Source organism: Aeromicrobium sp. PE09-221, assembly GCF_002174305.1.
GTDB lineage: Bacteria > Actinomycetota > Actinomycetes > Propionibacteriales > Nocardioidaceae > Aeromicrobium.
This window is the reverse complement of record NZ_MIJB01000003.1, coordinates 16,558-42,072: the sequence shown is the minus strand read 5'-3', so window position 1 is coordinate 42,072 and position 25,515 is coordinate 16,558. Positions and strand designations below refer to the sequence as shown.

General features: G+C 68.6%; 27 protein-coding genes, 1 tRNA gene and 1 other RNA gene. 13 read left to right on the top strand and 16 right to left on the bottom strand.

Annotated elements, in window-relative coordinates; translation table 11 throughout:
• Positions 1 to 86: 86 nt before the first annotated feature.
• The 6 genes from BHE97_RS01385 to BHE97_RS01360 form a co-directional block, all read right to left on the bottom strand.
• Positions 87 to 1,223 carry a M20 family metallopeptidase gene (locus BHE97_RS01385; RefSeq protein ID WP_087622227.1) on the bottom strand — a complete coding sequence of 379 codons (1,137 nt, stop codon included), beginning with the start codon at positions 1,221 to 1,223 and terminating at the stop codon, positions 87 to 89.
• Positions 1,216 to 1,884: a DUF1028 domain-containing protein gene (locus tag BHE97_RS01380; RefSeq protein ID WP_087622226.1), complete on the bottom strand. Its 669-nt coding sequence runs from the start codon at positions 1,882 to 1,884 to the stop codon at positions 1,216 to 1,218. Before BHE97_RS01380 ends, BHE97_RS01385 begins: the two co-directional genes overlap by 8 nt.
• Entirely contained in the window at positions 1,881 to 2,345 is a 465-nt protein-coding gene (locus BHE97_RS01375) for a RidA family protein (RefSeq protein WP_087622225.1), read from the bottom strand. The genes BHE97_RS01380 and BHE97_RS01375 overlap by 4 nt, the downstream gene beginning before the upstream one ends.
• 139 nt (positions 2,346 to 2,484) lie before the next feature.
• The gene (locus tag BHE97_RS01370) at positions 2,485 to 3,855 is read right to left on the bottom strand and encodes an MFS transporter (protein ID WP_087622224.1); all 1,371 of its coding nucleotides are present in this window, start codon (positions 3,853 to 3,855) and stop codon (positions 2,485 to 2,487) included.
• 113 nt (positions 3,856 to 3,968) lie between these two features.
• Positions 3,969 to 4,910, bottom strand: a complete 942-nt coding sequence (locus BHE97_RS01365; RefSeq protein ID WP_236757477.1) for a LysR family transcriptional regulator — start codon at positions 4,908 to 4,910, stop codon at positions 3,969 to 3,971.
• Between the two features lie 116 nt (positions 4,911 to 5,026).
• Positions 5,027 to 5,710 (bottom strand): hypothetical protein, encoded by a 684-nt coding sequence (locus BHE97_RS01360; protein WP_087622223.1) that lies wholly within the window; start codon positions 5,708 to 5,710, stop codon positions 5,027 to 5,029.
• Between the two features lie 138 nt (positions 5,711 to 5,848).
• On the opposite strand from BHE97_RS01360, the gene BHE97_RS01355 reads away from it, so the two are divergent.
• Both BHE97_RS01355 and BHE97_RS01345 read left to right on the top strand, forming a co-directional pair.
• Positions 5,849 to 6,973, top strand: coding sequence for an aminotransferase class I/II-fold pyridoxal phosphate-dependent enzyme (locus BHE97_RS01355; protein WP_201791262.1), 1,125 nt, complete (start codon positions 5,849 to 5,851; stop codon positions 6,971 to 6,973).
• 753 nt (positions 6,974 to 7,726) lie between these two features.
• Positions 7,727 to 8,749 carry an LLM class flavin-dependent oxidoreductase gene (locus tag BHE97_RS01345; RefSeq protein WP_236757476.1) on the top strand — a complete coding sequence of 341 codons (1,023 nt, stop codon included), beginning with the start codon at positions 7,727 to 7,729 and terminating at the stop codon, positions 8,747 to 8,749.
• Between the two features lie 277 nt (positions 8,750 to 9,026).
• Here the strand turns inward: BHE97_RS01345 and BHE97_RS01335 are convergent, their stop codons facing one another.
• From BHE97_RS01335 to BHE97_RS01305, 7 genes are all read right to left on the bottom strand, one after another.
• Positions 9,027 to 9,818, bottom strand: a complete 792-nt coding sequence (locus BHE97_RS01335) for an endo alpha-1,4 polygalactosaminidase (protein ID WP_087622221.1) — start codon at positions 9,816 to 9,818, stop codon at positions 9,027 to 9,029.
• On the bottom strand, positions 9,818 to 10,828 hold the full coding sequence (locus BHE97_RS01330) for an adenosine deaminase (RefSeq protein ID WP_087622417.1): 1,011 nt from the start codon (positions 10,826 to 10,828) through the stop codon (positions 9,818 to 9,820). The genes BHE97_RS01335 and BHE97_RS01330 overlap by 1 nt, the downstream gene beginning before the upstream one ends.
• A gap of 159 nt (positions 10,829 to 10,987) precedes the next feature.
• Positions 10,988 to 12,040, bottom strand: coding sequence for a YdcF family protein (locus BHE97_RS01325; RefSeq protein WP_087622220.1), 1,053 nt, complete (start codon positions 12,038 to 12,040; stop codon positions 10,988 to 10,990).
• Positions 12,041 to 12,044: 4 nt separating this feature from the next.
• Entirely contained in the window at positions 12,045 to 12,932 is an 888-nt protein-coding gene (locus tag BHE97_RS01320; RefSeq protein WP_087622219.1) for an alpha/beta hydrolase, read from the bottom strand.
• A gap of 46 nt (positions 12,933 to 12,978) precedes the next feature.
• Positions 12,979 to 13,272, bottom strand: a complete 294-nt coding sequence (locus tag BHE97_RS01315) for a DUF202 domain-containing protein (RefSeq protein WP_087622218.1) — start codon at positions 13,270 to 13,272, stop codon at positions 12,979 to 12,981.
• Between the two features lie 13 nt (positions 13,273 to 13,285).
• Positions 13,286 to 13,660, bottom strand: coding sequence for a DUF202 domain-containing protein (locus BHE97_RS01310; protein ID WP_201791261.1), 375 nt, complete (start codon positions 13,658 to 13,660; stop codon positions 13,286 to 13,288).
• 63 nt (positions 13,661 to 13,723) lie between these two features.
• The gene (locus BHE97_RS01305; RefSeq protein ID WP_087622217.1) at positions 13,724 to 14,317 is read right to left on the bottom strand and encodes a TetR/AcrR family transcriptional regulator; all 594 of its coding nucleotides are present in this window, start codon (positions 14,315 to 14,317) and stop codon (positions 13,724 to 13,726) included.
• Positions 14,318 to 14,382: 65 nt separating this feature from the next.
• Between BHE97_RS01305 and BHE97_RS01300 the strand changes: the two genes are divergently transcribed.
• From BHE97_RS01300 to aroQ, 9 genes are all read left to right on the top strand, one after another.
• On the top strand, positions 14,383 to 15,969 hold the full coding sequence (locus BHE97_RS01300) for an FAD-binding oxidoreductase (RefSeq protein WP_201791260.1): 1,587 nt from the start codon (positions 14,383 to 14,385) through the stop codon (positions 15,967 to 15,969).
• Between the two features lie 94 nt (positions 15,970 to 16,063).
• Positions 16,064 to 17,308, top strand: a complete 1,245-nt coding sequence (locus BHE97_RS01295; RefSeq protein WP_087622215.1) for a histidine kinase — start codon at positions 16,064 to 16,066, stop codon at positions 17,306 to 17,308.
• Between the two features lie 228 nt (positions 17,309 to 17,536).
• Positions 17,537 to 18,004 carry a (2Fe-2S)-binding protein gene (locus BHE97_RS01290; protein WP_087622214.1) on the top strand — a complete coding sequence of 156 codons (468 nt, stop codon included), beginning with the start codon at positions 17,537 to 17,539 and terminating at the stop codon, positions 18,002 to 18,004.
• Positions 18,001 to 20,412: a xanthine dehydrogenase family protein molybdopterin-binding subunit gene (locus BHE97_RS01285; RefSeq protein WP_087622213.1), complete on the top strand. Its 2,412-nt coding sequence runs from the start codon at positions 18,001 to 18,003 to the stop codon at positions 20,410 to 20,412. The genes BHE97_RS01290 and BHE97_RS01285 overlap by 4 nt, the downstream gene beginning before the upstream one ends.
• Positions 20,409 to 21,263: a xanthine dehydrogenase family protein subunit M gene (locus BHE97_RS01280; protein WP_087622212.1), complete on the top strand. Its 855-nt coding sequence runs from the start codon at positions 20,409 to 20,411 to the stop codon at positions 21,261 to 21,263. The genes BHE97_RS01285 and BHE97_RS01280 overlap by 4 nt, the downstream gene beginning before the upstream one ends.
• Position 21,264: 1 nt before the next feature.
• Entirely contained in the window at positions 21,265 to 21,915 is a 651-nt protein-coding gene (locus tag BHE97_RS01275; RefSeq protein ID WP_236757475.1) for an SRPBCC family protein, read from the top strand.
• A 168-nt stretch (positions 21,916 to 22,083) separates the two neighbouring features.
• Entirely contained in the window at positions 22,084 to 22,383 is a 300-nt protein-coding gene (locus tag BHE97_RS01270) for a hypothetical protein (RefSeq protein WP_087622211.1), read from the top strand.
• Between the two features lie 9 nt (positions 22,384 to 22,392).
• Entirely contained in the window at positions 22,393 to 22,950 is a 558-nt protein-coding gene (locus tag BHE97_RS01265) for a hypothetical protein (RefSeq protein WP_087622210.1), read from the top strand.
• Between the two features lie 243 nt (positions 22,951 to 23,193).
• Positions 23,194 to 23,631, top strand: coding sequence for a type II 3-dehydroquinate dehydratase (aroQ, locus tag BHE97_RS01260; RefSeq protein ID WP_343286110.1), 438 nt, complete (start codon positions 23,194 to 23,196; stop codon positions 23,629 to 23,631).
• A 4-nt stretch (positions 23,632 to 23,635) separates the two neighbouring features.
• Here aroQ and BHE97_RS01255 read toward each other — a convergent pair whose 3' ends face one another.
• Both BHE97_RS01255 and BHE97_RS01250 read right to left on the bottom strand, forming a co-directional pair.
• Entirely contained in the window at positions 23,636 to 24,166 is a 531-nt protein-coding gene (locus BHE97_RS01255; RefSeq protein WP_087622208.1) for a LytR C-terminal domain-containing protein, read from the bottom strand.
• Entirely contained in the window at positions 24,163 to 24,468 is a 306-nt protein-coding gene (locus tag BHE97_RS01250; protein ID WP_087622207.1) for a type II toxin-antitoxin system VapB family antitoxin, read from the bottom strand. The genes BHE97_RS01255 and BHE97_RS01250 overlap by 4 nt, the downstream gene beginning before the upstream one ends.
• Positions 24,469 to 24,529: 61 nt before the next feature.
• Between BHE97_RS01250 and BHE97_RS01245 the strand changes: the two genes are divergently transcribed.
• Positions 24,530 to 24,952: a GNAT family N-acetyltransferase gene (locus BHE97_RS01245; RefSeq protein ID WP_087622206.1), complete on the top strand. Its 423-nt coding sequence runs from the start codon at positions 24,530 to 24,532 to the stop codon at positions 24,950 to 24,952.
• On the opposite strand, the gene ffs is transcribed toward BHE97_RS01245, so the two are convergent.
• An RNA gene (gene ffs / locus BHE97_RS01240) (signal recognition particle sRNA small type) lies at positions 24,952 to 25,042 on the bottom strand. The two genes, BHE97_RS01245 and ffs, sit on opposite strands and share 1 nt — an antisense overlap.
• An 84-nt stretch (positions 25,043 to 25,126) precedes the next feature.
• Here ffs and BHE97_RS01235 point away from each other — a divergent pair.
• Positions 25,127 to 25,211: transfer RNA gene (locus BHE97_RS01235), tRNA-Ser, on the top strand.
• The last annotated feature ends 304 nt before the right edge of the window (positions 25,212 to 25,515 follow it).

Here is a 25,515-nt window from a genome sequence, read left to right as displayed (position 1 = left end):
CGGAGGGGGAGGGATCGCGTAGTAGCGATCCCTCCCCCTCCGTCATGTCCGTGGCGGACGCCGCTCGGCCGGAGACCGAGAAGGGGTCAGCCGGAGACGGTGTCGAGTGCGGTCCAGGCCAGAGCGGTGGCCGCGTCGAACAGCGCCCGCTCGGCATCGGGGCCGATGCAGTGTGCGGCGAACTCAGGCTGGTGATTCGACGCCGAGCCCGAGTTGATGCCCACATAGGGATGGATCGCGGGCACCAGCTGGGACACATTGCCCATATCGGTCGACGCACGGTTCATCCGTGCTGCCACCGCACCACTCACGAACTCGCGGCCCAGGCGCCGTGCATTCGCCACATAGGCCGAGAGGGCCGCCTCATCGGTACGGAACTCCGCATACGGTTTGCTCTCGGGCTCGATCGTGAGCTCCGCTCCGGTCGCGATCGCACCGGCCTCGAAGCACCGCCATACCTTCGACTCCACCTCGGCAAGCTCAGCCAGCGATTCCGCGCGCACGTACCAGCGGCCCTCGGTATGCGCCGGAATGGCATTGGGCGCCTCGCCGCCATTGGTCATGACACCGTGTACCCGCACCGATGGGGGCAGCTGTTGACGCAACAGGCCTATGGCCACCTGCGCCACTGTGAAGGCATCTGCGGCGTTAACGCCCTGTTCGGGGTAGGCGGCGGCGTGGGCCGACTTCCCCCGGTAGGAGACATGGGAATGCGAGACGGCGAAGGGACGAGCCTCCGCGACGTCGACAGGGGCCGGATGGGCCATCATCGCCAGGTCCAGACCTGCGAACGCGCCCCGGTCGAGCATCTCGATCTTGCCTCCGCCGCCCTCCTCCGCGGGCGTGCCGTAGACCTCGATGGTGAGTCCGAGCTCATCGGCCACCGGGGCGAGGGCACGCGCGGCGCCGACCGTGATCGCCGAGATGAGGTTGTGGCCGCAGGCATGCCCGAGGCCGGGCAGCGCATCGTATTCCGCGCAGAGGCCGAGACGGAACGGCCCTGAGCCGTAGGTGGCGAGGAATGCCGTCTCGAGGCCCAGATACTTCTCCGTTACCGAGAATCCGGCGTCGGCGAGCGGCTCGGCGACCCAGCGGGCGGCGCGGTGCTCCTGCCAGGCAATCTCCGGATGGGCGTGTAACCGCTCCGATAACGCGATGAGCCGCTCGGTATCGGCGCGAACCTGCGCCGCCACTCGTTCGCGGGGGCCCGTGAGGTCATTCATCGCCGGGTACTCCGTAGGACGGTGCCTGGGTGGGGTCGAGGCCCCGGGTCACATAGTCGTCGCGCTGCGGCATCCACCGCTCGACCAGGCGGCCCAGCTCGGCGATGGGCTCGTCGTGCCAGTCCACGCGCAGGTCGGTGACCCGCCAGTCCACGTCGCGCACCACGGACAGGCCCGCTGAGTGCACTGGACCTGCTTCGCCGCCGGCGGCCAGTCCCGCTTCGAGTGCGGTGAGGAGGCGTGTCTCCAGCTCGCCTGACGATGTCTCGAAGGCCGTGACGACCGCATCGATCACTTCAGGGGTCGCGAGCATATTGCCGGCGGCCACCACATGGGCGCCCGTGGCGTCATGATGGGTGCCGAGCGACGCGGCCCCGGAATAGGCGGCTCCCTCGCCACCTGCCGCGAGAACGGTGAGCTGGCGATGCTCGATGTGCTCGCGATCACGGGTCACGCTCTGGAGCGCCTTCTCCGGCTCGGCCCCCGCTTCCAGGGCGTCGAGCAGCGCGGGACCGAGGCGGGGGTCGGTGACATTCTGTGATGAAGCACCGCCGATCCTGGGGCGCAGGTGGACGCATCGTGCCGCGACCGCTGGACTCGAGGATGTGACGGCCATGCCGACCGCACCGGTGTCATCGGTGCCGAGGACGGAGAAGGTCACTGCGCCCCCTCGGGGATTACGGCGATCGCGTCGACCTCGACGAGCCACTCCGGGCGCGCCAGGGCCGACACGATGAGGCCGGTGGAGATGGGGTGCACGCCCTTGGTCCACCGGCCGATCGTGCGGTAGACGGTCTCGCGGTAGCGCGGATCGATGAGGTAGATCGTCAGCTTCACGAGGTGCTCCATGCTGCTGCCGGCCTCGTGCAGGAGCATCTCGATATTGCTCATCGCTTGCTCGGTCTGCGCCTCCACGTCGCCGATGCCGACCGACGCGCTGGTGTCGAGGTTCTGGCCGATTTGTCCACGGACGTAGACCGTGTCACCGGCGACGACCGCTTGGCAGAGGTCGTTGTCCAGGTTCTGCTCCGGGTACGTATCGCGCGTGTTGAACGGGCGGATACGGGTATGTCCTCCCGCGACGATGCTGTGCGTGGTGGCGGGCACCTCGTGTGCGGCCATATGTCTTCGGACTCCCTTCGCCGGCTTCGTCTCGCCGGTGCGGCGGATGTGGATGTGGTTACAGCATCGGCCGGGACCATGCTATTCGTCCAACACATGATCCCGGCCTATTGCATCTGTTTTACAGATGATCGAGCGACTAAGGCCGCGCGACGACCTCGTTATCGGGGCTCGAGGACCCGGCGCGGTCGGAGGCGTGCAGCAGATCCGACCCCTTGGTCTCCGGAATGGTCGCGACGGTGACGAGGCCGATGAGACCGATCACCACGAGGGAGAAGGCCGGGACGAGGTCGTTGCCGGTGACATCGATCAGATAGGTGTTGATATATGGCAGGGTGCCGGCGAAGAAGGCACCCGCGACGCTGTAGGCCATCGACAGTCCGCTCTGGCGCGTGCGGGTCGGGAACAACTCGGCGACGGTGGAGGCGTGGGTGCCGAGGATGAGGGCGAGGATGGCCGCCAAGCCGAAGGTGGCGATGAAGCCCGCGCTGAGCGTGCCGGTCCGCATGAGCATGAACAGCGGAACGGCACCCAGGGTGAGGAGCACGCCGGCAGCCCGGAGGATGGGCTTGCGTCCGACGCGGTCCGAGGCCATGCCCGACAACGGGATGATGCCGATGGCGACCAGCGAGGCCACGGAGGACAGCAACGCGGCCTGGGTGGAGGTGAGACCGACGATCTCCTCCTGATAGGTCAGCAGATAGACCAGGACGATGTAGAACGTGGCGTTCATGAAGGTCTCGATGCCCACGGTCTGGGCGAACTGCTTGCCATTGCTGCGGAAGACCTCACGCACAGGCTGCTCGGCCACGGTCTGGAGCTTCTCGAGCGCCCGGTACTCGGGGGTGTCCTCGATCCTCAGGCGGATGTAGAGGCCGACGAAGGCCATGGGCACGGTCAGCAGGAAGGGGATCCGCCAACCCCACTCGAGCACCTGGGCGTCGGTGAGGACGGCGTGGAGCAGCCAGACGGCGAAGGACGCCGCGAGGAAGCCGAGCACCGAGCCGAACTCGATCCAGGAGCAACCGAAGCCGCGACGCTTGGCGGGGGAATGCTCCGCCAGGAATGCGGCGGCTGAACCGAACTCGCCGCCGGCGGCGAGCCCTTGGATGATGCGCGCGACGACCAGCAGGATCGGTGCGAGGATGCCGACCGAGTCGTAGGAGGGCAGCAGGCCGAGCATGAGCGTCCCGGCGGCCATCGTGATGATGACGATCGACAGGGTCTTCTTCCGGCCGTAGCGGTCGCCGATGTAGCCGAACAGCACCGACCCGACGGGACGGACGAAGAAGGCGATGGCGAACACGGCGAAGACCGAGAGCAGGCCGGCGCTGCCGTCCTGCTCGGGGAAGAAGATCTTCGCCATCGTCGTAGCGAGGTAGGCGTACACCGCCCAGTCGAACCAGTGGACGAAGACACCTACGGAGCCTGCGACGAGACTCTTGCGTAGGCCGGCCTGGGTCGACTCGTCGTCGACGCGGCTCTCGCGATCGCGATTTTCCTGGGGCATGGTCAACTCCGCTGATGTGACGTGGGCAATGCTCAGTCCATAGTGAGTTGAGCCATGGGATCTGTAAAACAAGATTAATTGGCTTCTTGTATCGGCAATGCCAATGCAGAAGCTCAGCCGTGACGCATCAAGTCGATAAATGCCTGCGCGCGCCGGGTACGGCGCGTGGCTCCGCTCCACGCCACCACGATGTCGAGCGGGCGGATGTCATCAGAAAGTTGCACGGCTGTAACAGCGGCACCGTCATAGGTGAGGTCGTTGGCGGGTCGCTGGTTGAGCAGCGCGAAGCCCTGTCCGTGCGCCACCATCGAGCGCACGGTCTCGAAGCCGGGACTGCGGAACCGCACGGTGGGCTCGCTGAGACCACGAGCGCGGAAAAGCGAGAGGAAGTAGTCCCGGGTGTGGGGAAGGTCGAGCAGCACCATGGGCTCTTCGACCAACTCCTCCAGCGATACGGATCCGCGACCGGCGAGCCGGTGATCCGTAGGTACGATCACGTACGGATCGAGCGAGTCGATGACCGCGTGATGGAGATCGTCGACGTCATAGCCGTACATGAGCGCGACCTCGCAGCGGCCCTCGCGCAGTGAGTCTTTGAGCTGTGCGTGCTGGCCCTCGATGACGCGTACTCGGGCACGGGAGTATCGCTCCTCGAATGCGGCGATGGCCCGTGGGAGTCGAAAGGGTGCGAGAGTGGCGAAACAGCCCACGACGAGGTCGCCCACCACGGCACGGCCGACCCCTCGGGTCGAATCCTCGAGATCGGCCGCATGAGCCAGGAAGGGACGTACCTCGCGCAGGAAGTCCTCCCCGGCGGTCGTCAGCGTCAAGCCGCGGGCATGATGACGGACGAATAACTGGACGCCGAGTTCGTGTTCGAGTTGTGCCACCGCCGTGGAGATCGCTGACTGAGACACCATGAGCACTTTCGAGGCGCCGGTCATGGTGCCCTCTTCGGCTGCCGCGGCGAAGTACCTCAACTGCACGAGGGTGAAGGCGTGTCCGGTGATGTGCTCGCGCTTGGTCGCCGGCGAACGCTCTCGTGCCGTTTCCACCGCGCTCACCTCCGTCGACGTAGCAGTCTATCGCGGGGACAGGAACCGATGCCGCACCTGCGCGGAGATGACGAAGGCCCGGACCACGGGGTGGTCCGGGCCTCGTAGGGAGGAGATCAGGCGACGGTGCCCGTACCCTCGGCCTCGATCTTGTCGTCGTGGATCAGGTCGCCGTTCTCGTCGACCGGCGTGATCGTGACATCGAAGGTGATCGGCGAATCGGCCTGGTAGTGGAAGTTCTCGCCGAAGGAATAGCTCTCACCGGTGCCGAGCGTGTAGACGGTTGGGTCGGCGATCTCGGCGATGGGGCTGGTGACGATGCCCATCTCCTCGGCCAGCGCCGAGTCGGTGATGCCGCCCATGCCCTGCATGTACTCCCAGTCGTCGTAGCGTGCGGACACGTCGACGAGGCTGGAGCCGAGATCGATCGGGTCGCCGTTATTGGTGACCACATAGTTGAGGAAGACGAGGTCATCGCCCTCGGCGATCAGCGGCTCGTTGGTGTCGGGGTCGACCCAGTTGCCGTCCTTGGGAGCCGGCGCGGTGCCCATCTGGTACACCTCGACCGTGACATCGCCCGCCTCGATGGTGGAGATCAGCTCGCCACCCTCGGTCGGCTCGGCGGCCCACGACGGAGTGCCCTCGGCGGCCGGGGCGGCCTCGGTCTCCTCGGTCTCCTCGACCGGGGTGGTCTCGGAGCTCTCGGGCTCGTCGGCATCGTCGCTGCCGCAGGCAGCCAGGCCGAAGGTCGCGAGCACGGTAGCGGCGGCGGCTCCAGCGAGGCGCTGGTGTCGTTTCATGGGGGTTTCCCTCCGAAGTCGTGTGTGATACAAGCGGATCATATCGTCGCCTTCGTGTGGTGCGTTCGGCGGCCCGCGGGGGCTCGCCACCGCCCTGCGCCCCGGCCTCTCGCGGTCGGACCGGTGAAGATGGGTCCCATGCATCCGCTGCGTGAGTTCACCGAAGCCGACCTCCGCCATCGCACGAGCGTCAAATGGTCGCAGTACCCCGAGGACGTGCTGCCGTTGTGGATCGCCGAGATGGACGCACGCCCTCCCGCAGCCGTCAGCGAGGCCCTCGGCGAGCTCGTCGCGCGCGGCGATGCGGGGTATGGCGTGGTGGGTCCCTATCGGGAGGCCTTCGCCGAGTTCGCGCGGCGGCGGTGGCAGTGGGCTGTGACCGACGATGCGGTCATCGAGGTCGCCGACGTGCTCACCGGGTTGGCTACGGCGATCCGGCTCGTCACCGAACCAGGTGCCGCCGTCGTGGTGAATCCGCCGGTCTATCCGCCCTTCTACGAGGTCATCGAGTGGGCCGGTCGGAGAGTGGAGACCGCACCCCTCGGTCGCGATGGCCGACTCGATCTCGATCGTCTCGACGAGGTCCTCGCCGGGCTGGGACCCGGCGCCGCCCATCTGCTGTGCAGCCCGCACAATCCGACCGGTGCCGTGCATACTCGCGACGAGCTCGAGGCGGTCGCACGTATCTCCGCCGAACGGGGAGCCCGGGTCGTGGTGGACGAGATCCACGCCCCGCTAGTGCCGCACGGCTTCGTGCCCTACCTCGCCGTCCGTGGGAGCGCGTCCGCCTTCGTGGCCACGTCGGCATCGAAGGCTTTCAACCTCGCCGGTCTCAAGGCCGGTCTGCTGATTGCCGGCGCCGATGCCGTCCACGAGCTGGCGGCCATCCCTCCTGTCGTCACCTTCGGGGCGAGCCAGTTCGGGCTGGTCGCGCAAACCGCGGCCCTGACCGATGGAGACGCCTGGCTCGATGCGGTCGTCGCGGACCTGACCGAGAACCGGCGACTCCTGCGCGAGCTGCTCGACGAGCACCTCCCCGATGTCGGGTGGGCGGGCGGAGACGGGTGTTACCTCGCCTGGCTCGACTTCGGCGGTCTGTTCGGCGATGACCCTGCCGCACCCATTCTCGAGCGCGGACGGGTCGCGCTGAGCTCCGGACTGTCCTTCGGTCCCGGCGGCGAGCGGCACGCTCGGCTCAACTACGCGACCACACCCGAGCTGCTGGAACGCGCCGTCAGGGGCATCGCCCGGATCCGTCGATGACCCGACGTGGCGTGCTCCGGATGAGTCGTCCCGAAGGTGACAGTGCGTGGGCCACATGCGCGATGACATCGGCCGCGGAGCTCTGCGTGCCGCCACCCGGTTCCCGCCCACAGATGGAGACGGTCCGCGTCGCCGGCCTGTCTCATCAGCCGGGTCAGATGATGCATGGCGGGATAGGCCGCCGGTGCCGCGGCCTCGTGCTGGTCGATGAAGCCATTTCGTAGCGCGCATCACGTACGACTTCGACGCGAGGTTCGCGCTACCCGTTCACAGCGATCGGATTCGCGATCGCCCTCGTCGGTCTCGTCCTCATGCACGTCGTGTGGGTGCGGAAGGGCTGGCCGAACTCCCGAATGGAGTGGCGGCCGCGGCCATCAGCGTCGTCGCCGGAGTCATCGCGATGATCCTGATGCCGAGCAAGGCGGCGGACTGGAATATGTCGGAGTGGCAACCTTACCTGGCTCCCGTGCTGCTGTGCGTGACCGCCGGGGCACTGTCCTGCGTGCTGCAGACGCGCTGGCGGAGTGACGCGTGTGCGCCACGACCTCGACACCCCGGACGCCGAACGACTCGCCGCGCAGTGGGCGGCGCTTCCCGCGCAGGAACGATCCCGGATCCCGGAAGAGAGCTCGCGCTTTTCCTGGCTTGATCATCGAGAACCGGACGGAGGCGCTCGCCGAGCTCCTGGAGATGGTCCGTGGGCGACACCGCCGCCTGCGGAATACCGCACGCGCTCGTTCCGTTGTTCCTCATGTGACGAAGAAGATCGGATTCCTGTCCTTCGGGCACTGGCAGCCGGCCCCCGGTTCTCAGGTGCGGACCGCCGCCGATGCGCTGAATCAGTCGATCGAGCTGGCGGTCGCGGCCGAGGAGATCGGTGTCGACGGCGCCTACGTGCGCGTGCATCACTTCGCACGCCAGCTCGGATCGCCCTTCCCGCTGCTCGCCGCCATGGGTGCCCGCACCTCGCGCATCGAGATCGGCACAGGCGTGATCGACATGCGCTACGCCAATCCGCTCGCCTTCGCCGAGGACGCCGGCGCTGCCGACCTCATCGCCGGCGGCCGTCTCCAGCTCGGCATCAGCCGCGGATCACCCGAGCAGGTCATCGACGGCTGGCGCTACTTCGGCTATCAGCCCGCCGAGGGCGAGTCCGACGCCGATATGGCACGGCGCCATACCGAGGTCGCGTTGGACGTGCTCACCGGACGGCAGTTCGCCGAGCCCAATCCGCGGCCGATGTTCCCCAATCCGCCCGGCCTTCTGCGTATCGAGCCGTACTCGGAGGGTCTGCGTGAGCGCATCTGGTGGGGCGCCGGGTCCGATGCGACCGCACGCTGGGCCGCCCAGAAGGGCATGAACCTGATGAGCTCGACGCTGAAGGACGACGAATCGGGTGAGCCCTTCCACGTGCAGCAGCGTAAGCAGATCGACGCCTTCCGCGAGGAGTGGGCCCAGCACGATCACGGCTTCGAGCCGCGGGTCTCGGTCTCGCGGTCGATCTTCGCGATCACCAGCGATCTGGACCGTCGCTATTTCCTCGGCAGCGGTGACCGTGCCGATCAGTTCGGGTACATCGACAACACCCGCTCGGTCTTCGGGCGCTCCTATGCCGATGAGCCCGATGCCCTCGTGGAGCAGCTGCGCGAGGATGAGGCGATCGCCGCGGCCGACACGCTCCTGCTGACCGTGCCGAACACCCTCGGCGTGGATTACAACGCCCACGTGCTGGACTCGATCCTCACCCACGTCGCTCCCGGCCTGGGCTGGCGCTGATCTCTGCACCCTGATCGGCGCGGTGAGCGACAATCTCGCGGCCAATGTCGTCCTCCGCCGGCTCGGACTGGAGCCCATCGCCGTCACGACCCATGCGCTCGGTCTCCGCGACTCCGCGCTGCTCGATCGGCTACGCGACGAGCGCCGGCTCGCCGATCCTGCCGCGCTCACGCGTGGGCGGGCCGATGAGCTCAGCGCCCTCATGGCGCGTCTGTATCCGGTGATGTCCTCGCGACGATGCGCGTTATCGGCAGTAGCATCGACGGCTGACGCTCACTCAGCAGGTCTCGAAGACGTGGCCCTTCTCGCCGGCCCGCACCAGGTCGCGGTCGCACAGAGTGATCGGGTGTTCGTCATAGCGGTCGCGGCAGGCCTCGACGAAGGCCTCGCGGCCGTTATCGGTGTACTCGATCTCGATGACCCGCTCGCCGTAGAGATCGGAGAAGGTGCGGCATTCGTCGAAGACGGCGCACTCCTCGGTGACGGCGAAGTCGAAGCCGAGCGAGGGCCCGTCGACCTCCGCGGCATTCTTCTGGCCGATCGCGAGCCCGTGCTCATGGGCCAGCTCCGTGAGCCGTTCGGAGAAGGCCTCGGCATCCTCACGCGTGTAGAGACCCTGCGAGCGGGTCCAGGCATCCAGGTTGTCGGCCTCGACCGCCGCGAAGCCGTCCTCGGCGCATCCGGCGATCCACGGCTCGACGATCCCGAGCACCTCATTCCGCAGCTCGGACGTGGACAGGTCGAAGAGCTGCTCATCGGGCCAGTCCGGGTCGGTCACCGGTCCATCGGGCCCGGTCAGCAGCAGCTGGGGATGCTCCCGTGCGATCGTGTCGCGCTCGTCCGGTTGGGTCTGGAAGGCATTGACATAGCAGATCGAGTAGCGCGACGGGTCGGGCTCGTCGGTGCGATCGCGGACCACGATCGTGACCTCGTCGTCCGGCTCGTAGGCGCCGCCGAGCTGGTAGTCGACCACGCCGCCCCGCAGAGCGCCGACGCCCTGTTCCTCCCCGCCGCAGGCCACCAGCGCGAACGCGGCGATCGTCAGCGTGTACCACTGCAGGCGGGTCATCAACCCGCGTAGGACGCGATCTCGTGCAGGAGTCCCGACCGGACCTCCTCGGGTGCGAAGCTCGCCTCGACCGCGGCGCGCGCGAGGTCGGCGATCCCGCGCCGGTCCAATCCGAGCAGGTCCGCGGCGATGGCGTACTCATGGTTCAGCGTCGTCTCGAACATCGGCGGGTCGTCGGAGTTGATGGTGACCGGCACGCCTGCGGCGACGATCGCCGGGAGCGGATGCTCGTCGAGTGAGGGCGTGGAGCGCGTGCGCACATTGGATGTCGGGCAGACCTCGAGCACGATGTGGTTCTCGGTGAGATGCGCCAGCAACTCCGGGTCCTCGGCCGCCGTGATCCCGTGGCCGATGCGCTCGGCGCGCAGGTGTCGGACCGCGTCCCAGATCGTCTCCGGGCCGGTGGACTCACCCGCATGCGGGACGGAGTGGAGTCCGACGGCCACCGCCTGCTCGAAGTGCGGGGCGAACTGGGGTCGCGGCACGCCGATCTCCGGACCTCCCAGGCCGAACGAGACGAGCCCCTCGGGCCGGAGCCGCAGCGCGGTGTCGAGGGTGACATCGGCGGCCTCGATGCCGGACTCGCCGGGGATGTCGAAGCACCAGCGCAGCGTCAGGCCGAGGTCGCGCTCGGCAGTACGTCGGGCGTCCTCGATCGCCTCGACATAGGCCTCGGCTGCGATGCCCCGCACGATGGAGGTGTACGGCGTCATCGTCAGCTCGGCGTAGCGCACGTTCTGGCCGACGAGATCGCGGGCGACCTCGTAGGTCAGGGTCCAGATGTCCTCGGGGGTGCGCAGCAGGTCGACGACCGAGAGGTACACCTCGATGAAATGCGCGAAATCGGTGAAGGTGAAGTACTCGGCGAGCTGTCCCGGGTCAGTCGGCACCGGAGTGTCGCCGGCATGGCGGGCGGCCAACTCGGCGACGGCGCGCGGTGACGCCGAGCCCACGTGATGGACGTGCAGCTCGGCCTTCGGCAGGCCGGCGATGAAGGAGTCGAGGCTCACCGTCTCATCATCGCACCGGCCCACACGGTCGGTCGTGATCCCGCACGTGGCTGCGGTGACCTACGCACCTCTCAATCGGGTCGAGAGGTGCGTAGCCCACCGCCGACGAGCTCGAGAGGTGCGTAAGTCACCGCCCGCGGGCGCGCGGTGCGGGAGACTTCACCTGCGGACGCCGTCGAGCAGGGCGTAGCCGATCGACCACAACATCGGCAGCGAGAGCACCGCGAGGATGACGCCGTTGATCCAGCGATGATCGCGCAAGAGAGCTAGATACTCCCGGACCGTCGCACTCGGCCAGAAGTACCGCGCGGTGGGCGATCCGACCGCGTAGCCGGGCAGGCCCGCGCCGCGCATCAGCGTGGCGGCACGGAAGGCGTGGTAGTTATTCGTCACTACCGCGACCCGTCGGGGCGCCCGGTCGGCGAGGACACGGGCGGAGAAGGCGAGATTCTCCTCGGTCGTTGTCGATCGGTCCTCGCGCAGCAGGTGAGTCTCCGGAACCCCCTGGTCCGACAGATAGCGCGCCATCGCCTCGGCCTCACTGATGCGCTCGTCGGGGCCCTGTCCCCCCGAGACGACGATGACCGGATCTCGACCCGCGGAGCGAGAGCGCTCGGCAACGACCCGGGCTCGGTCGAGCCGGGATGCGAGCAGCGGGGTGATCTCCTCGCCGCGGCGTAACCCCGCGCCCAGGGCGATCACCGCGTCAACCGGCCTTCCCCAGCGACGGTTCCACCACAGATAGATCGAGGAGTACAGCAGGAAGGCCGTGAAGACCCAGCCGAGATAGAGCAACGGGAGACCGAGGAAGAAGGTCCACGCGATCGCCCGCGGCGCGGTCCCCGACACGGCGGTCGCCGCGAGGGCGACATAGCCCACGACCACCAGACCCAGTGCGAGGGAGACGAACGTGGCTGGGCCGCGCCCCTCCCGGCGAAGCATCGTCACCCCGTTCACCACCAGGAACACCCCGAGGATGCTCACCGTCAGGACGCCGACGAGCAGCAGCCCGAGCAGGATCCATGCGGCGGTGAGGTCATCACCCCAGCGCGACGCGAGGTCGAGGACATCTCCCAGGAGGGAGAGGACGCCCAGCTGGACGGCGATCAGCAGGTACAGGGCGGGGCGCAGACGCCGCGGTTCCCGCACGACACTGACCGTGAACAGCCCGATGGCGACTGCGAGGGGGATCCAGACGCCGGGCGACAGCACCCGCTCAGTCTGCCAGGGCCGCGACGAAACCCTCGATCTGCTCGGCCAGCGCGTCCGGCCGCTGTTCGGGCACCCAGTGCCCCGCGTTCTCGATCGTCCTCACCTCGACGGAGGGTCCCTCGGCACGGCGCACGAGGCGCGGCGTCAGCACGGCATCGTCGCGCCCCGGCAGCAGCAGCACCGGGAGATCGGCGGGCGGCCGGCTCGTGTAGAGGCCGCGCCGGAGATCGGGCATCTCATGGAGGAGGAACTGTCGATACATGGCGACGCCGGCCCGTACGCGGGCCGGGTCGCGGTAGCGGGTCAGATAGACCTTCTTCTCATCGGTGGTCAGCCGGCGGCCACCGCCTGCGCCGAGCTTGAAGACCAGACGCAGGAAGCGCTGTTTGAACCGTCGGTGGGCGGCGTAGCCGAGCGGTCCGCCGGCGATGAGTTGATAACCGAAGCGCCATAGGTCGCGCCACGGGATCGGCGCCCAAGGGGCGATGATCGCGGTCGCGACCACACCGCGCACTCGTCCGGGTGCGATGGAGGCGGCGAGCAACGACACCCACCCGCCCCAGTCGTGCCCGACGAGCACGGGCCGGTCCAATTCGAGCACGTCGCACAGCTCGAGCAGCTCGCGGGCGATGACGCGCTTGTCGTAGGCTCCGGCCTCGGGCGACACCGCTTCGCTCCAGCCGTGTCCGCGCAGGTCCACGGCTACCACGTGATGCCGCTGCGCCAATCGAGGGAGGACCTCACGCCAGATCCACCAGTGTTGCGGCCAGCCGTGTACGAGCACCAGGGTGGGCCCCGCATGCTCGGTGCCGGCCTCGGCGATATGCAGCCGGACCTCGCCGACCAGCACGTCGCGGTGGGTGACGTCGCTCAAGGCGGGTGGGTTGACCATGACATCGATGATGTCACATTGCGGTCCAGTCGGGGAGGGCCAGCGGTCAGGCGAACGACACGGTGACGAGGGCGGTCACCGCGAGCAGCGCGGTCGCGAAGGTGGTCAGCGTGATGCGGGCGATGGCGAGGTCGGCCGCCGTCTCGATCAGCGGCATCGGCTCGCGCCGCCGCGCTGTCACGATCGCGAGCGCGAAAAGGGCGCTCACCACCACCGGGAGGATGGCGATCCAGCCGGCGGTCGGCAGCCATCGCAGGAAGAGGGCGCTCACCATGAGCAGCGCCAGCGTGGTGCGCGACCAGGCGAGCGTGGTGCGCTCTGGCTGTGTCTCCGCGGTCATCTCACCATCACCGTCAGGCGAGGACCAGGCCGAGCACCACACCGGCCGCGAGGGCGGTGCCGAGTGCCAAGAGCGGCAACAGAGCCGGCCACGGCAGGGGTGTCTGGTGCCGCAGGCTCGATTCGACCCGGCGCCAGCGGAAGAGCGATGTCACCGCTATGACGAGGCCGATGACCACGGCGGTGAGAGAGGCCGCCAGCCGGAGGTCGTCGTGGAAGAGGTCGCCGCCGAAGGCCTCGAGGGCGACGCCCGCCGCGATGAAGGCGAGCGCCGTGCGGATCCAGGCCAGGAAGGTGCGTTCGTTGGCGAGCGTGAACCGGGGATCGGGCTCCGTACCCCCGGGGAGCATCCAACGCGCGATGCGTCCGCGACCCTCGTCAGCACTCACGCTGCCACCTTAGCTGCGACGACCCGTGCGGTCCGGGAGCGGTGACGATGGGGCCTCTCCCCGTCACCGCATCGCGAGGAGCCGTTGCCACCGCTCGGCGAGCGAGGCGGCGGTCTCCTCGGGATGGCGTTGCCACCACGCGATGGTCGACGTGACGGTTCCATACCAGAGCTGGGTCAGCAGACTGAGGTCCAGATCGTCGGTGGTGTCGCTCACGGCGCGCACCCCCTCGGCTCCCAGGCGGTTCAGTGCCGCGCGATAGTCCTGGAGGAGATCGTGGCCGGCGGCATCCGGCGGGACGGTCGGGTCGTAGATCACCTGCCAGTCGAAGCGGCGCTCCTCCAGGCGAGTCAGGATCGCGGTGATCGTCGCCCGGGCGCGCTCATCAGGGTCCGCGCTGGTCTGCGCGGCGGTGACGGCGGCCACCAGCGGATCGCCGATGAAGCGGGCGCAGGCCGCGTGCAGCCCGTCGCGCGATCCGAAGTATTCGTAGACCAGGGCCCGCGAGATCTCACAGGCGGCGGCGATTCGGGCGACGGATGCGTGCCGGTAGCCCTGCTCGCCGAACTCGCGACAGGCCGCATCGAGGATCTCGGCCTCCCGGTCGGCCCTAGGGACGCCCTTCGTGCCCACACGTGGAGGAGGGGGCTTGCGCATGACGCCAGTCTACGGTGGACTGACGCCTACGTAACTTACTCATGTGTCAGATCAGGAGGTGGGCGATGGGCCGCTCGTGGTGGGGATGGGGGACGACCGAGGACGCCTTGAGTCGGTCCGATGCCGACGACCTGGCGGCGACCGTCGCTCAGCTCCTTCCCGGAGCCGATCTGACTGCACATGAGCCTCCGGAGCCGCGCAGCATCGCCGTGCCGGCCTCGCGGGTCGAGGCTCCGGCGAGCCTCGCACACCTCTGTTCCGATGATCATGTCGACCGGCTGGCGCACGCGCACGGCCAGGCCTTCCGTGATGTGGTGCGGGCCCTGCTCGGGCAGGTCGAGCACGTGCCGGATCTCGTCGCCCGGCCGCGGAGCGAGGAGGATGTGGTCGCGCTGCTGGACTGGTGTTCCGAGGCGGGCATCGCCGTGGTGCCCTTCGGCGGAGGGACCTCGGTGGTCGGAGGCGTGGAACCGCGCTTCGACCACGATGCGGGAGCGGTGAGCCTCGACCTGCGGACGATGTCGCGGGTGCTCGAGGTCGACGACACCAGCCAGTCGGCGCTGATCGAGGCCGGGGTGCTCGGTCCGGCGCTGGAGGCGCAGCTGCGCCCCCACGGCCACACCCTGCGCTTCTATCCGCAGTCTTTCGAGTTCTCGACCCTCGGCGGGTGGATCGCGACTCGTGCGGGCGGCCACTTCGCCACCGGGTCCACGCACATCGACGACCTCGTCGAGTCGATCCGGACCGTCACGCCCAGCGGCACGATGGAGTCGAGACGGCTGCCGGGGTCGGGAGCGGGGCCCTCACCGGATCGGCTGATCCTCGGGTCCGAGGGCGCGCTCGGCATCGTGACGCGGGCCTGGATGCGGATACGGGAACGCCCGCGCTGGCGTGCCGCTGCCACCGTCTCCTTCGCCGACGAGGCCGCCGGTGTGCGGGCGGTGCGCGCGATCACCCAGTCTGGACTGCAACCGGCGAACTGTCGCTTCCTCGACGCAACCGAGGCGACCATCAACGCGGGTGCGTCCTCGGCGATCCTCGTGCTGGGCTTCGAATCCGCCGACCATCCGCTGGAGCCGTGGATGGAGCGTGCGGTCGAGATCTGCCGGGACCAGGGCGGCGTCCTCGCCGAGCCACCGCGCTACACCGGCAGCGCCGACGCAGTCGCCCGCAGCGGAGCATCGGATGCCTGGCGATCGGCCTTCCTGCGCATGCCCTACCAGCGCGACGCGCTCGCGGCGCGGTCCATGATCGTCGAGACCTTCGAGACCGCGTGCACCTGGGATCGCTACGACGAGTTACGCGCCGCGGTCACGACCGCCGCGGAGGCGGCGATGCGCTCGCTCGGACTGCCCGGCGTGGTCACCTGCCGGTTCACGCACGTCTACCCCGACGGACCCGCCCCCTACTTCGGGATCTACGCCGCGGGCACGTGGGGTAGCACGGTCGAGCAGTGGGACGAGATCAAGGCCGCGGTGAGCGAGGCGATCAACACGGCGGGCGGCACGATCACGCACCATCACGCGGTCGGCCGTGACCACCGGCCTTGGTACGACCGCCAGCGTCCCGACCTCTTCGCCGCGGCGCTCGCCGGGGCCAAGCGCGAGCTCGACCCGGCCGGCATCCTCAACCCCGGCATCCTGCTGGGCTAGCCTCGCGCGACTCCGTCCCAGATCTCGCCAGTTGTGGCCCATCCCAGGGGATCGAAACCGGCCACAACTGGCCACATCTGGCTAGAGTTGATCCATGGAGCAGGCGGAGCTTCAGGCGATGCGCGTGCGGGCGATGCGCGCCTGGACGTCCTTCGTCGAGCAGGGCGACGCGGCCGAAGACCTGGTGCGGCCCGAGATCCTGAGCAGCTGGCGGCGCTCCGAGCGGGCCGCCGTCGACCGGATCGGGGAAGCGCCGTTGTCCGACGAGGGCGAAGCGCTGGCCTACTGGCGCGAGTCGCCTCTGCAGGCCGCGGTGGAACGGATCGAGGCCGAGCTCCGCCGCACCGCGGAGGACGGCGACCTCGTCGTCGCGATCACCGATCCCGAGAGCCGGATCCTGTGGACCTACGGGGGTCGCGTCATGCGTCGCAAGGCCGAGAGCGTCAACTTCGTTCCGGCGGGTCGCTGGGACGACAGCTCCGTCGGCACCAATGCGCTCGACCTGGCCAATCGGCTCGGCGCCCCGAGCATGGTGTTCAGCGCTGAGCACTATGCGCCGATGGTGCACAACTGGGTGTGCTGGGCGGCCCCGGTGCACGACCCCGTCACGGGGGAGCAGCTCGGGGTCATCGATCTCTCGACGACCTGGGACCGCACCCATCCGATCGGGCTGGCCACGGCGCGGGTGCTCGCCCGGCTCGTCGAGTCCGCTCTGCCGGTGCGCGGTGCTCCTGCCGCCGCGGACGAGCCGGAGCTCGGAGAGCCGGGGCTGGATCTCACCCTGCTCGGCGCCGTCGCGGTGCGGCTGGACGGGACGCGACTGCTGCTCAGCCGGCGGCAGACCGAGATCCTCGCCCTGCTCGCGCTGCACCCCGACGGCCTCAGTCTCGACCAGCTGCACGCGCTGCTCTACGGCGATGCCGCGGTCACGCTCTCCACCTTGAAGGTCGAGGTCTCACACCTGCGCAGCGCTCTCGCCGGGCAGTTGGCGTCGCGGCCGTACCGGCTGATGATGCCCGTGCAGACCGATGTCGAGACCGTGCTCGACCTGCTCCGGGCCGGACGGGTCAGCGAGGCGGTCCACGCCTACGGTGGTGACCTGATGCCCGGGACCGACTCCCCGGTGTTGATGGAGCTGGGCGAGGTCGTCGCGGTCGCGATACGTGAGGCGCTGCTCGCCGATCCGAACCCGGTGGCCGTCGTGCGATACAGCGAGCTCGTCCCCCACGACGGCGAGGTCATCGAGGCGGGCCTACGGGCCATGGGCTCGGCACCCCATCCCAGCCGTGCCCTGTTGAAGGCTCGCCTCGCCGTCGCTCGGTCACGTCATCCGCGGTGAGCGACCCCGTGGACCCGGTGACGGCGAGTGGTGCATATCCGACCACGAGTGGTGCGAATTCGCCCTGACATCGGCGTTTCGGGGGCGAATCTGCACCACTCGTGGTCAGGGGGGTGGAGGCGGGGGTCACCTCTTCGCGGTGACTAAGGGCTCCCTTGCCAACCGTTCGCCAACCTGCCGCGTTCTACTGTGAGGCACATCACACTGACGACGCTCAGGAGGCGCCCCATGACCAGGATCACGATGACCGTCGACGGAGCCACGGTCAGCGACGATGTCGCACCCCGCACCCTGCTGGTGCACTACCTGCGCGAGACCCTCGGCAAGACGGGCACCGTGGTGGGCTGCGACACCAGCAACTGCGGCGCCTGCACCGTCCACCTCGACGGGCAGAGCGTGAAGTCCTGCAACGTCCTCGCCGTGCAGGCCGACGGAGCCGAGGCCACCACCATCGAGGGGCTCGCCAGCGACGGCGAGCTCCATCCCGTGCAGAGGGCGTTCCACGAATGCCACGCCCTGCAATGCGGTTACTGCACACCGGGCATGATCATGCAGTCGGTCGACCTCCTCGCCGAGAACCCCGATCCCAGCGAGGAGCAGATCCGGATCGGCCTCGAGGGCAATCTCTGCCGCTGCACCGGTTATCAGAACATCGTCGAAGCCGTACGCACCGCGGCAAAGGAGGTGCGGTCATGACCGCCGTCGAGGAGGCCCCCGTCGCCGAGATCGGTCGCGATCGTCGCCGGAAGGAGGACCAGCGCCTGATCACCGGGCGCACCCGCTGGACCGACAACATCACCTTGCCGGGCATGTTGCACGTGGCGATGGTGCGCAGTCCCTTCGCGCACGCCAGGATCGTCGGCATCGACACCAGTGAGGCGGCGTCCTCACCCAATGTGACCGCCGTGTTCACCGGGGCGGACTTCGGCGAGGAGCTGGGCGCCTGCATCAACGCCTGGCCCATCACGCCCGACCAGGTCACCCCGGCGCATTCGCCGATGCCGGCCGACCGCGTCGCCTTCGCCGGAGAGATCGTCGCGGTCGTGGTCGCCAGGACGGCGACGGCGGCGCGGGACGCCGCCGAGCTCGTCGACGTCGACTACGAGGAACTGCCGGCCGCGCTCGACCTCAAGGAGGCCGCGACCGCTGACGAGACCGGCGGTCCCATCGCCCACCCCGACCTCGGTACCAACAAATCGGCCCTCTGGGTGTTCGACTCCGCCGATGCCGGCACCGGCGGAGATGTCGAGGAGGCCATCGCCAAGGCCCGCGCTGATGGCGTCGTCATCGAAAGGGAGTTCCGCCAGCAGCGGTTGATCCCGGCCTTCATGGAGCCGCGCTCGGTCGTGGTCGATCCGACCGGCGAGCAACTCACGATGTGGTCCGCCACGCAGATCCCGCACATCGTGCGCTTCGCGCTCGCCGCCACCACGGGCGTGCCGGAGTCCAAGATCCGGGTGATCGCGCCGGATGTCGGCGGTGGTTTCGGCGGCAAGCTGCAGACCACGCCGGAGGAGTGGGTCGTCTGGGCGCTGGCCCGGCGGCTCGGTAAGCCGGTCAAGTACACCGAGACCCGGTCCGAATCGCTGGTGGCGGGTCACCACGGCCGCGACCAGTGGCAGAAGCTCACCCTCAGCGCCGAGAAGGACGGCACCGTCACCGGCTTGAAGGTCGAGCTGCTGGCCGACCTCGGAGCCTATGTCGCCGTCGTCGGCGGTGGCGTGCCGGTACTCGGGGCGTTCATGTTCAACGCGATCTACAAGTTCCCCGCCTATCACTTCGCGTGTCAGACCGTGCTCACCAACAAGACATGGACGGACGCCTATCGCGGTGCTGGTCGACCCGAGGCCACCTTCGGCATCGAACGGATGATGGACGAGCTGGCCGCCGAACTGGGCGTCGACCCGCTGGAGGTGCGCGAGAAGAACTGGATCGGGCACGAGGAGTTCCCCTTCACCACGGTCGCCGGCCTGGAGTACGACTCCGGCAACTACGAGGCCGCCACCGCCCTCGCCAAGGAGAAGTTCGGCTACGCCGAGCTGCGCGCCGAGCAGCGGCGCCGCCGCGAGAGCGGCGATCCTGTCCAGCTCGGCATCGGCGTCTCCACCTTCACCGAGATGTGCGGCCTCGCGCCGTCGCGGGTTCTGGGATCTCTCGACTACGGCGCCGGCGGCTGGGAGCACGCCTCCGTGCGCATGCTCGCCACCGGGACGGTCGAGGTGATCACCGGCGCCTCGGCCCACGGCCAGGGACACGAGACGGCCTTCAGCCAGATCGTCGCGGACCGGCTCGGGGTCCCGTTCGAGGCCGTGGAGGTCCTGCACGGCGACACGCAAATCGCCGCCAAGGGACTGGACACCTACGGGTCCCGGTCGCTCGTGGTCGGCGGCGAGGCGCTGGTCAGGGCCTCCGACAAGGTGATCGCGAAGGCCAAGCTGGTCGCCGCGCATCTGCTCGAGGCCTCGGTCGACGACATCGAGTTCTCCGCCGGCCGCTTCAACGTGCGCGGCACGGGCCAGGGCATGGCGATCGGGGAGATCGCCGCCGCCGTGTTCGCCGCGCACGATCTCCCGGACGATATGGAGCCGTCGCTGGACTCCGATGCCACCTACGACCCGGTCAACTTCAGCTACCCGCACGGTACCCATCTGTGTGCGATGGAGGTCGACACCGAGACCGGTGCCGTCAGGATGCGCAAGTACACCTGCGTCGACGATGTCGGCACGGTGATCAACCCGCTGATCGTGGCCGGTCAGGTGCACGGCGGCCTGGTCCAGGGCATCGCGCAGGCACTCTGGGAGGAGGCCGTCTATGACGATGCCGGCACCCTCGTCAGCGGTTCCTTCGTGGACTATCTGCTGCCGACCGCGGCCGACACCATCGACTTCGATCTCGGTCACACCGTGACACCCTCGCTGACCAATTCGCTCGGCACCAAGGGGGTCGGCGAAGCCGGCACGATCGCCTCGACTCCCGCCGTGGTCAACGCGGTCGTCGATGCGGTGCGGCACCTGGGCGTCGACGATGTGCGGATGCCCTGTACACCGCAGAGGGTGTGGCAGGCGATCCAAGCGGCCGCCGCGACGGAAGGAGCGTCACGATGATCCCCGCCGACTTCGACTATCTGGCCCCGACCACGCTCGACGAGGCGGTCGCCGCCCTCGCCGAGCACGGCGATGATGCCAAGATCATCGCCGGTGGGCAGAGCCTGCTACCGGTGCTGCGGATGCGACTCAACGCCCCCGAGGTGCTCATCGACGTGGGCCGTATCGAGGCGCTGCGCGGTATCCGCGATGACGGTGACGCGCTCGTGATCGGCGCGACGACGACCCACCACACTGTCAGCAGCGATCCGTTGGTCAGGGAGCACGTGGCGTTGATCGCCAAGGCCATCGAGCACCTCGCCGACGCGCAGGTGCGACATCGTGGCACCTTCGGTGGGGCGCTCTCCCATGCCGATCCGGCCGGCGATCTGGGTGCGCCCGTGCTCGCGCTCGGCGCGGAGTTCCTCGTTGCGGGTCCGGGCGGCCGCCGCACGATCGCCGCGGACGACTTCTTCGACGACTTCTTCACCACGTCGATGGCCGATGACGAGCTCCTGGTCGAGGTGCGGATCCCGAAGCATACGGGCTGGGGTGGCCACTATGAGAAGTTCGTGCGGGTGGCGCATCAGTGGCCGATCGTCGCGGTGGCGGCCGCCGTGCGCACCGCTGGGGGCGCCATCGCCGAGGCTCGGGTCGGGCTGACGAATATGGATGTCACCCCCGTGCGGGCGAGGGCGGTCGAGGAGGCCCTCGTCGGGATGCCGGCCAGCGAGGAGGTCATACGGCAGGCGGCGGCCGCCGCGGCTGATGGCACGAACCCACCGACGGACCTGAACGGGGATGCCGACTACCGCCGGCATCTGGCCTCGGTGCTCACGCGTCGTGCGGTGCTCGCGGCGGCGGAGGTCTGAGATGGCGATGCAGCTGACCCATGAGTTCACGGTTCCGGCCACGGTCGACGAGACCTGGACGGCACTCAATGACATCGAGTCCGTGGCGCAGTGCTTCCCGGGGGCGACCGTCGCGTCGGCCGATGAGGACGGTTTCGAGGGTTCGGTCAAGGTCAAGCTCGGCCCGATCGCACTCGTGTACAACGGCTCGGGGACCTTCGTGGAGAAGGACGAGACCGCCCACCGCATGTCGATCGAGGCGAAGGGCAAGGACAAACGCGGCAACGGCACGGCCGGCGCCGATGTCGTGGCCACGCTCAGTGAGGATCCCGACGGCACCCGGGTGCGGGTGGAGACAGAGCTCTCGATCACCGGAAAGCCGGCGCAGTTCGGACGGGGAATGATCCAGGACGTCAGTGACAAGCTGCTCGATCAGTTCGTCGACTGCCTGAAAACGAAGCTCGGTCCCGCCGCGGCGGAGAGCACGGAGAATACGGAGGAGATCCCTCAGCCGGCCGCCGCGAGCAGGTCGGCCGCGTCCGAGGCGGAGGACGAGCCCCTCGACCTCGGCACCACGCTGCTGCCGGCCCTGGTCAAGGCCTACGGCAAGTACCTCGCCCTCGGGGCCGGCGTGCTGGCTCTCGTCGTCCTCTGGCGCCGCCTCCGCCGCTGACCACCCGAGCCCGCCTCCGGCGGGGACCGATGTCGATGCGTTGTGGTTGCCCTGGCGACTCAAACGCATCGTCATCGATTTGTCCACAGGCGGGCGGGGGAGCTGACGTCGTCCACAGAAGCGATGACGGAGGTGGTGTGCGGGTCGGTGGGTAGACAGCGTTGTCGCATGGCCGTCTCTCGTATCGCCGATCTGCTCGCCACCCACACGCGCGGACAGGTCCGTCACGCCCTCGCCGCCGGCCGCTGGCAGCGTCCCGCGCGGGGCGTCGTCGTTACCCACAACGGTGCGCTCTCCGCGAGCGAGCAGGAGGAGATCGCCCTTGCGGCGGCTCCCACCCGTGCGGCCCTCGCCGGAGCGTCGGCGCTGGCCCGCGACGGCTTGACGCTCGCCGAACCCCGGACCATTCAGGTGGTGCTGCCCGAGGGCGCGCGCCGGCCGGACCGCGACGGTGTCGAGTACCATTGAAGCGCCGAGTTGACCGACCTCGACGTCCATCCGTTCCACGCGCCCCGTCGCACCCGCGTCGCGCGCAGTGCGTGCGACGCGGCGGCATGGGCGGTCAGCGATCGGTCAGCCCGGCTCTACGTGATCGCGGCGGTGCAGCAGGGGCTGATCAACGCCGCCGGCCTCTACGACGCGCTGACCCGCCGTGGCCCGTGCCGTCGACACGGGTTGATCCTCGAGTCGATCCACGACGCCGCGGGCGGCGCCGCTTCGCTCCCCGAGGTCGACTTCGGCGAGCTCTGTGCTCGGGCCGGTTTCCCTCGCCCCGAGCGTCAGGCGATCCGTAAGGGGCCGGATGGTCGCTATTACCTTGACGCCCATTGGGCGCGGTGGAGGATCACCGCCGAGGTGCATGGCGCGCAACACCAGCAGATCGACCGATGGGATGCGGACCTGCGCCGGTCCAATGAGCTCGTCATCGCCGGTGATCGGCTCCTGATCTTCTCGTCCTACGCCATCCGTCACCAACCCGATGAGGTCGAACGTCAGCTCCGGGCCGTCTTCCGTGCCGCCGGCGCCCCGCTCTGACGCATCCGGCGGGACCGATGACGATGCATTGCGGCTGCCATAGCGACCGAAACGCATCGACTTCCGTCCGCCTCGCACCCGAAGACGATGCATCACGGCTGCCCTGGCGACCGAAACGCATCGACTTCCGTCCGGCGTCGCCCACGCCTCGGGTGCCCAGCCGGTGCGTGGCGGCGGCTGCGACGGCTACGGTGTTCCCAGCCCGCCTATGCGACTCGCCCAGCGGCAGAACGGAGAACCGACATCGTGAAGCGACTTCTGCTGGTCAACGGACCCAATCTGAATCTGCTCGGGACGCGCGAGCCGCAGATCTACGGCCATGAGACCCTCGATGATGCCGTAGCGCTCGCCGAGCGGGTCGCCGCAGAGGAGCACGTCGAGATCCGGGCGGTCCAGAGCAACCACGAGGGCGTGCTGATCGACGCCATCCACGAGGCGCGCGTCGACTGCGCGGGCATCGTCATCAACCCCGGCGGGCTCACGCACACCTCGGTCGTCCTGCGCGACGCGCTCACCGGTGTCGGACTGCCGGTCGTGGAGGTGCACGTATCGAATGTGCATGCCCGCGAAAAGTTCCGGCACCGCTCCTTCGTCTCCGATATCGCGACGTGCGTCATCGCGGGGGCGGGGATCCAGGGCTACGAGTTCGCTGTCCGTCGCCTCGCGGCGCTCGTGCGCTGAGGGGTCAGCCCTCGGGATTCTCGAGATCGATGGTCGGCACGCACACACTGGTCTCCTGACCGGCCTCGATCTCCGTGGGAGCATCCGCGCGGAGGTCCTGGTAGCCCGACCCGAGGATGACCGTCACGGCGTCCTCGATGTCGATATCGGGTTCGGCGAACTCGACATCGCCGTTGAACTGGCGTGCCACCAGCTGGACGGTCGGATCGTCCTGATTCTCGGTGAGGATGGCGACATTGGCGGGGGAGACGTCGCTGCCGCTGTTGCCGATCCGCCCACCGAGGAAGCCGCGGTCCTCGAGATTGATACGGACCCGGTTGGCGAGACCCGCTGTGTCGCCGGCATTGAAGATGTCGACGGTGACCATGCTGCTCTGGACGAGATCGCCCGCCGCGATCGTCTGGGTCTCACAGGTGGCGATGTCATCGGAGTCCGCCCCGGTCGGTGCGAGCAGGAGCCGGGTGCCGAGGACCGCACCGCCGACGAAGACGACGGCGGTGCCTACGAGGACGAGGGACTGCTGGAGCCGGTTCACGACTTCTTGCCTCCGGGGGAGTAGACGCGAGCATGCAGCATGGTGCGCTGTTGAAGGGCGGCGCGCAGGGCGCGGTGCAGGCCGTCCTCGAGGAACATCTCGCCGCGCCAACTCACGACATGGGCGAACAGGTCGCCGAAATAGGTGGAGTCCTCGTCCAGCAGGGTGGCGAGGTCGAGCTCCTTCTTGGTGGTGGTGAGATCGTCGAGACGGACCTGGGTCGGCGATATCTGAGCCCAGTCGCTCTGGGTCAGATGGTGTTCGGGGTACGGCCGACCGTCCCCCACGCGTCGGAAGATCACGCCGTCAGTCTAGGCGACCGGTCCCGGTCGCTCGCGTGCCGCGCGCTGGGAGGATGTCCGCATGGACGAGCGACTGGAGCTGGTGACCGGACCTCCCGCACTGGAGGAGTACCTGCGGTTGCGGGCGGTGTCAGGGTTGTCCCCGAAGCGCCCCGATCAGGGGAGTGCGGTGCTGACCGGCAGCTGGTCCTTCTGTCACGTCCGCGAGGCGGGATCGGGCGAGGTCGTCGCCATGGGCCGGACGATCGGGGACGGCGGCTGGTACTTCCACCTCGCCGATATCGCCACCGATCCGCGATTCCAGCGCCGTGGTCTGGGCCGTCGCGTGGTGGGGTGGCTGCTCGACGACATCCTCGCGCGGGCGCCGCGCGAGGCCTATGTGACGTTGCTGGCCGATGCGCCGGGACGGCGACTGTACGAGTCCCTCGGATTCGTGCCCTCGGCGCCCGCCAGTGTCGGGATGGTGTGGCGGCCGCAGACGTGAAGGACCCCTCGCGCACCCGGCAGGGACCACTGACCCTTGCTGCATTCCTGCCCTGGGGGAGTTGGGTGATGTGCCGCCACGCGAGGGGCTGACGCCCATCATACGTGTCGGGTTCCAGCCGCGTCCGTGGGGCCGATTCGAGCGCGTGTCACCGACCCCGGTACGATCGGCGGCGGAGGATTCGCATAGTGGCCTAGTGCGCTCGCTTGGAAAGCGGGTTGAGTGAAAGCTCTCAGGGGTTCGAATCCCCTATCCTCCGCTGGGAAATGAGAAGCCAGCGCGACCGTCGTGAATTCGACGGTCGCGCTGGTTTTCTCGTTGGGTGAGTGATGAGGGGGTTTACCTCCGCCGAGACGCAAGAAGCCGTGCTATCGCACGGCTTCTTGTCGTTTGCTGGTGTGTGGTGGGCTGGGTTGGCGGGGGCTCGCCTCGCCAAGAGGCAGTTATCACAACACCTGGCGGAATCTGCCCTTGGCAGTCCGGCATCGCCAGGCCTCGCTCCAGCAGCATGCTTCACACCGTTCCACGTCACGTCCGTCCCGTTTCGCGGGAACACGGCGCTC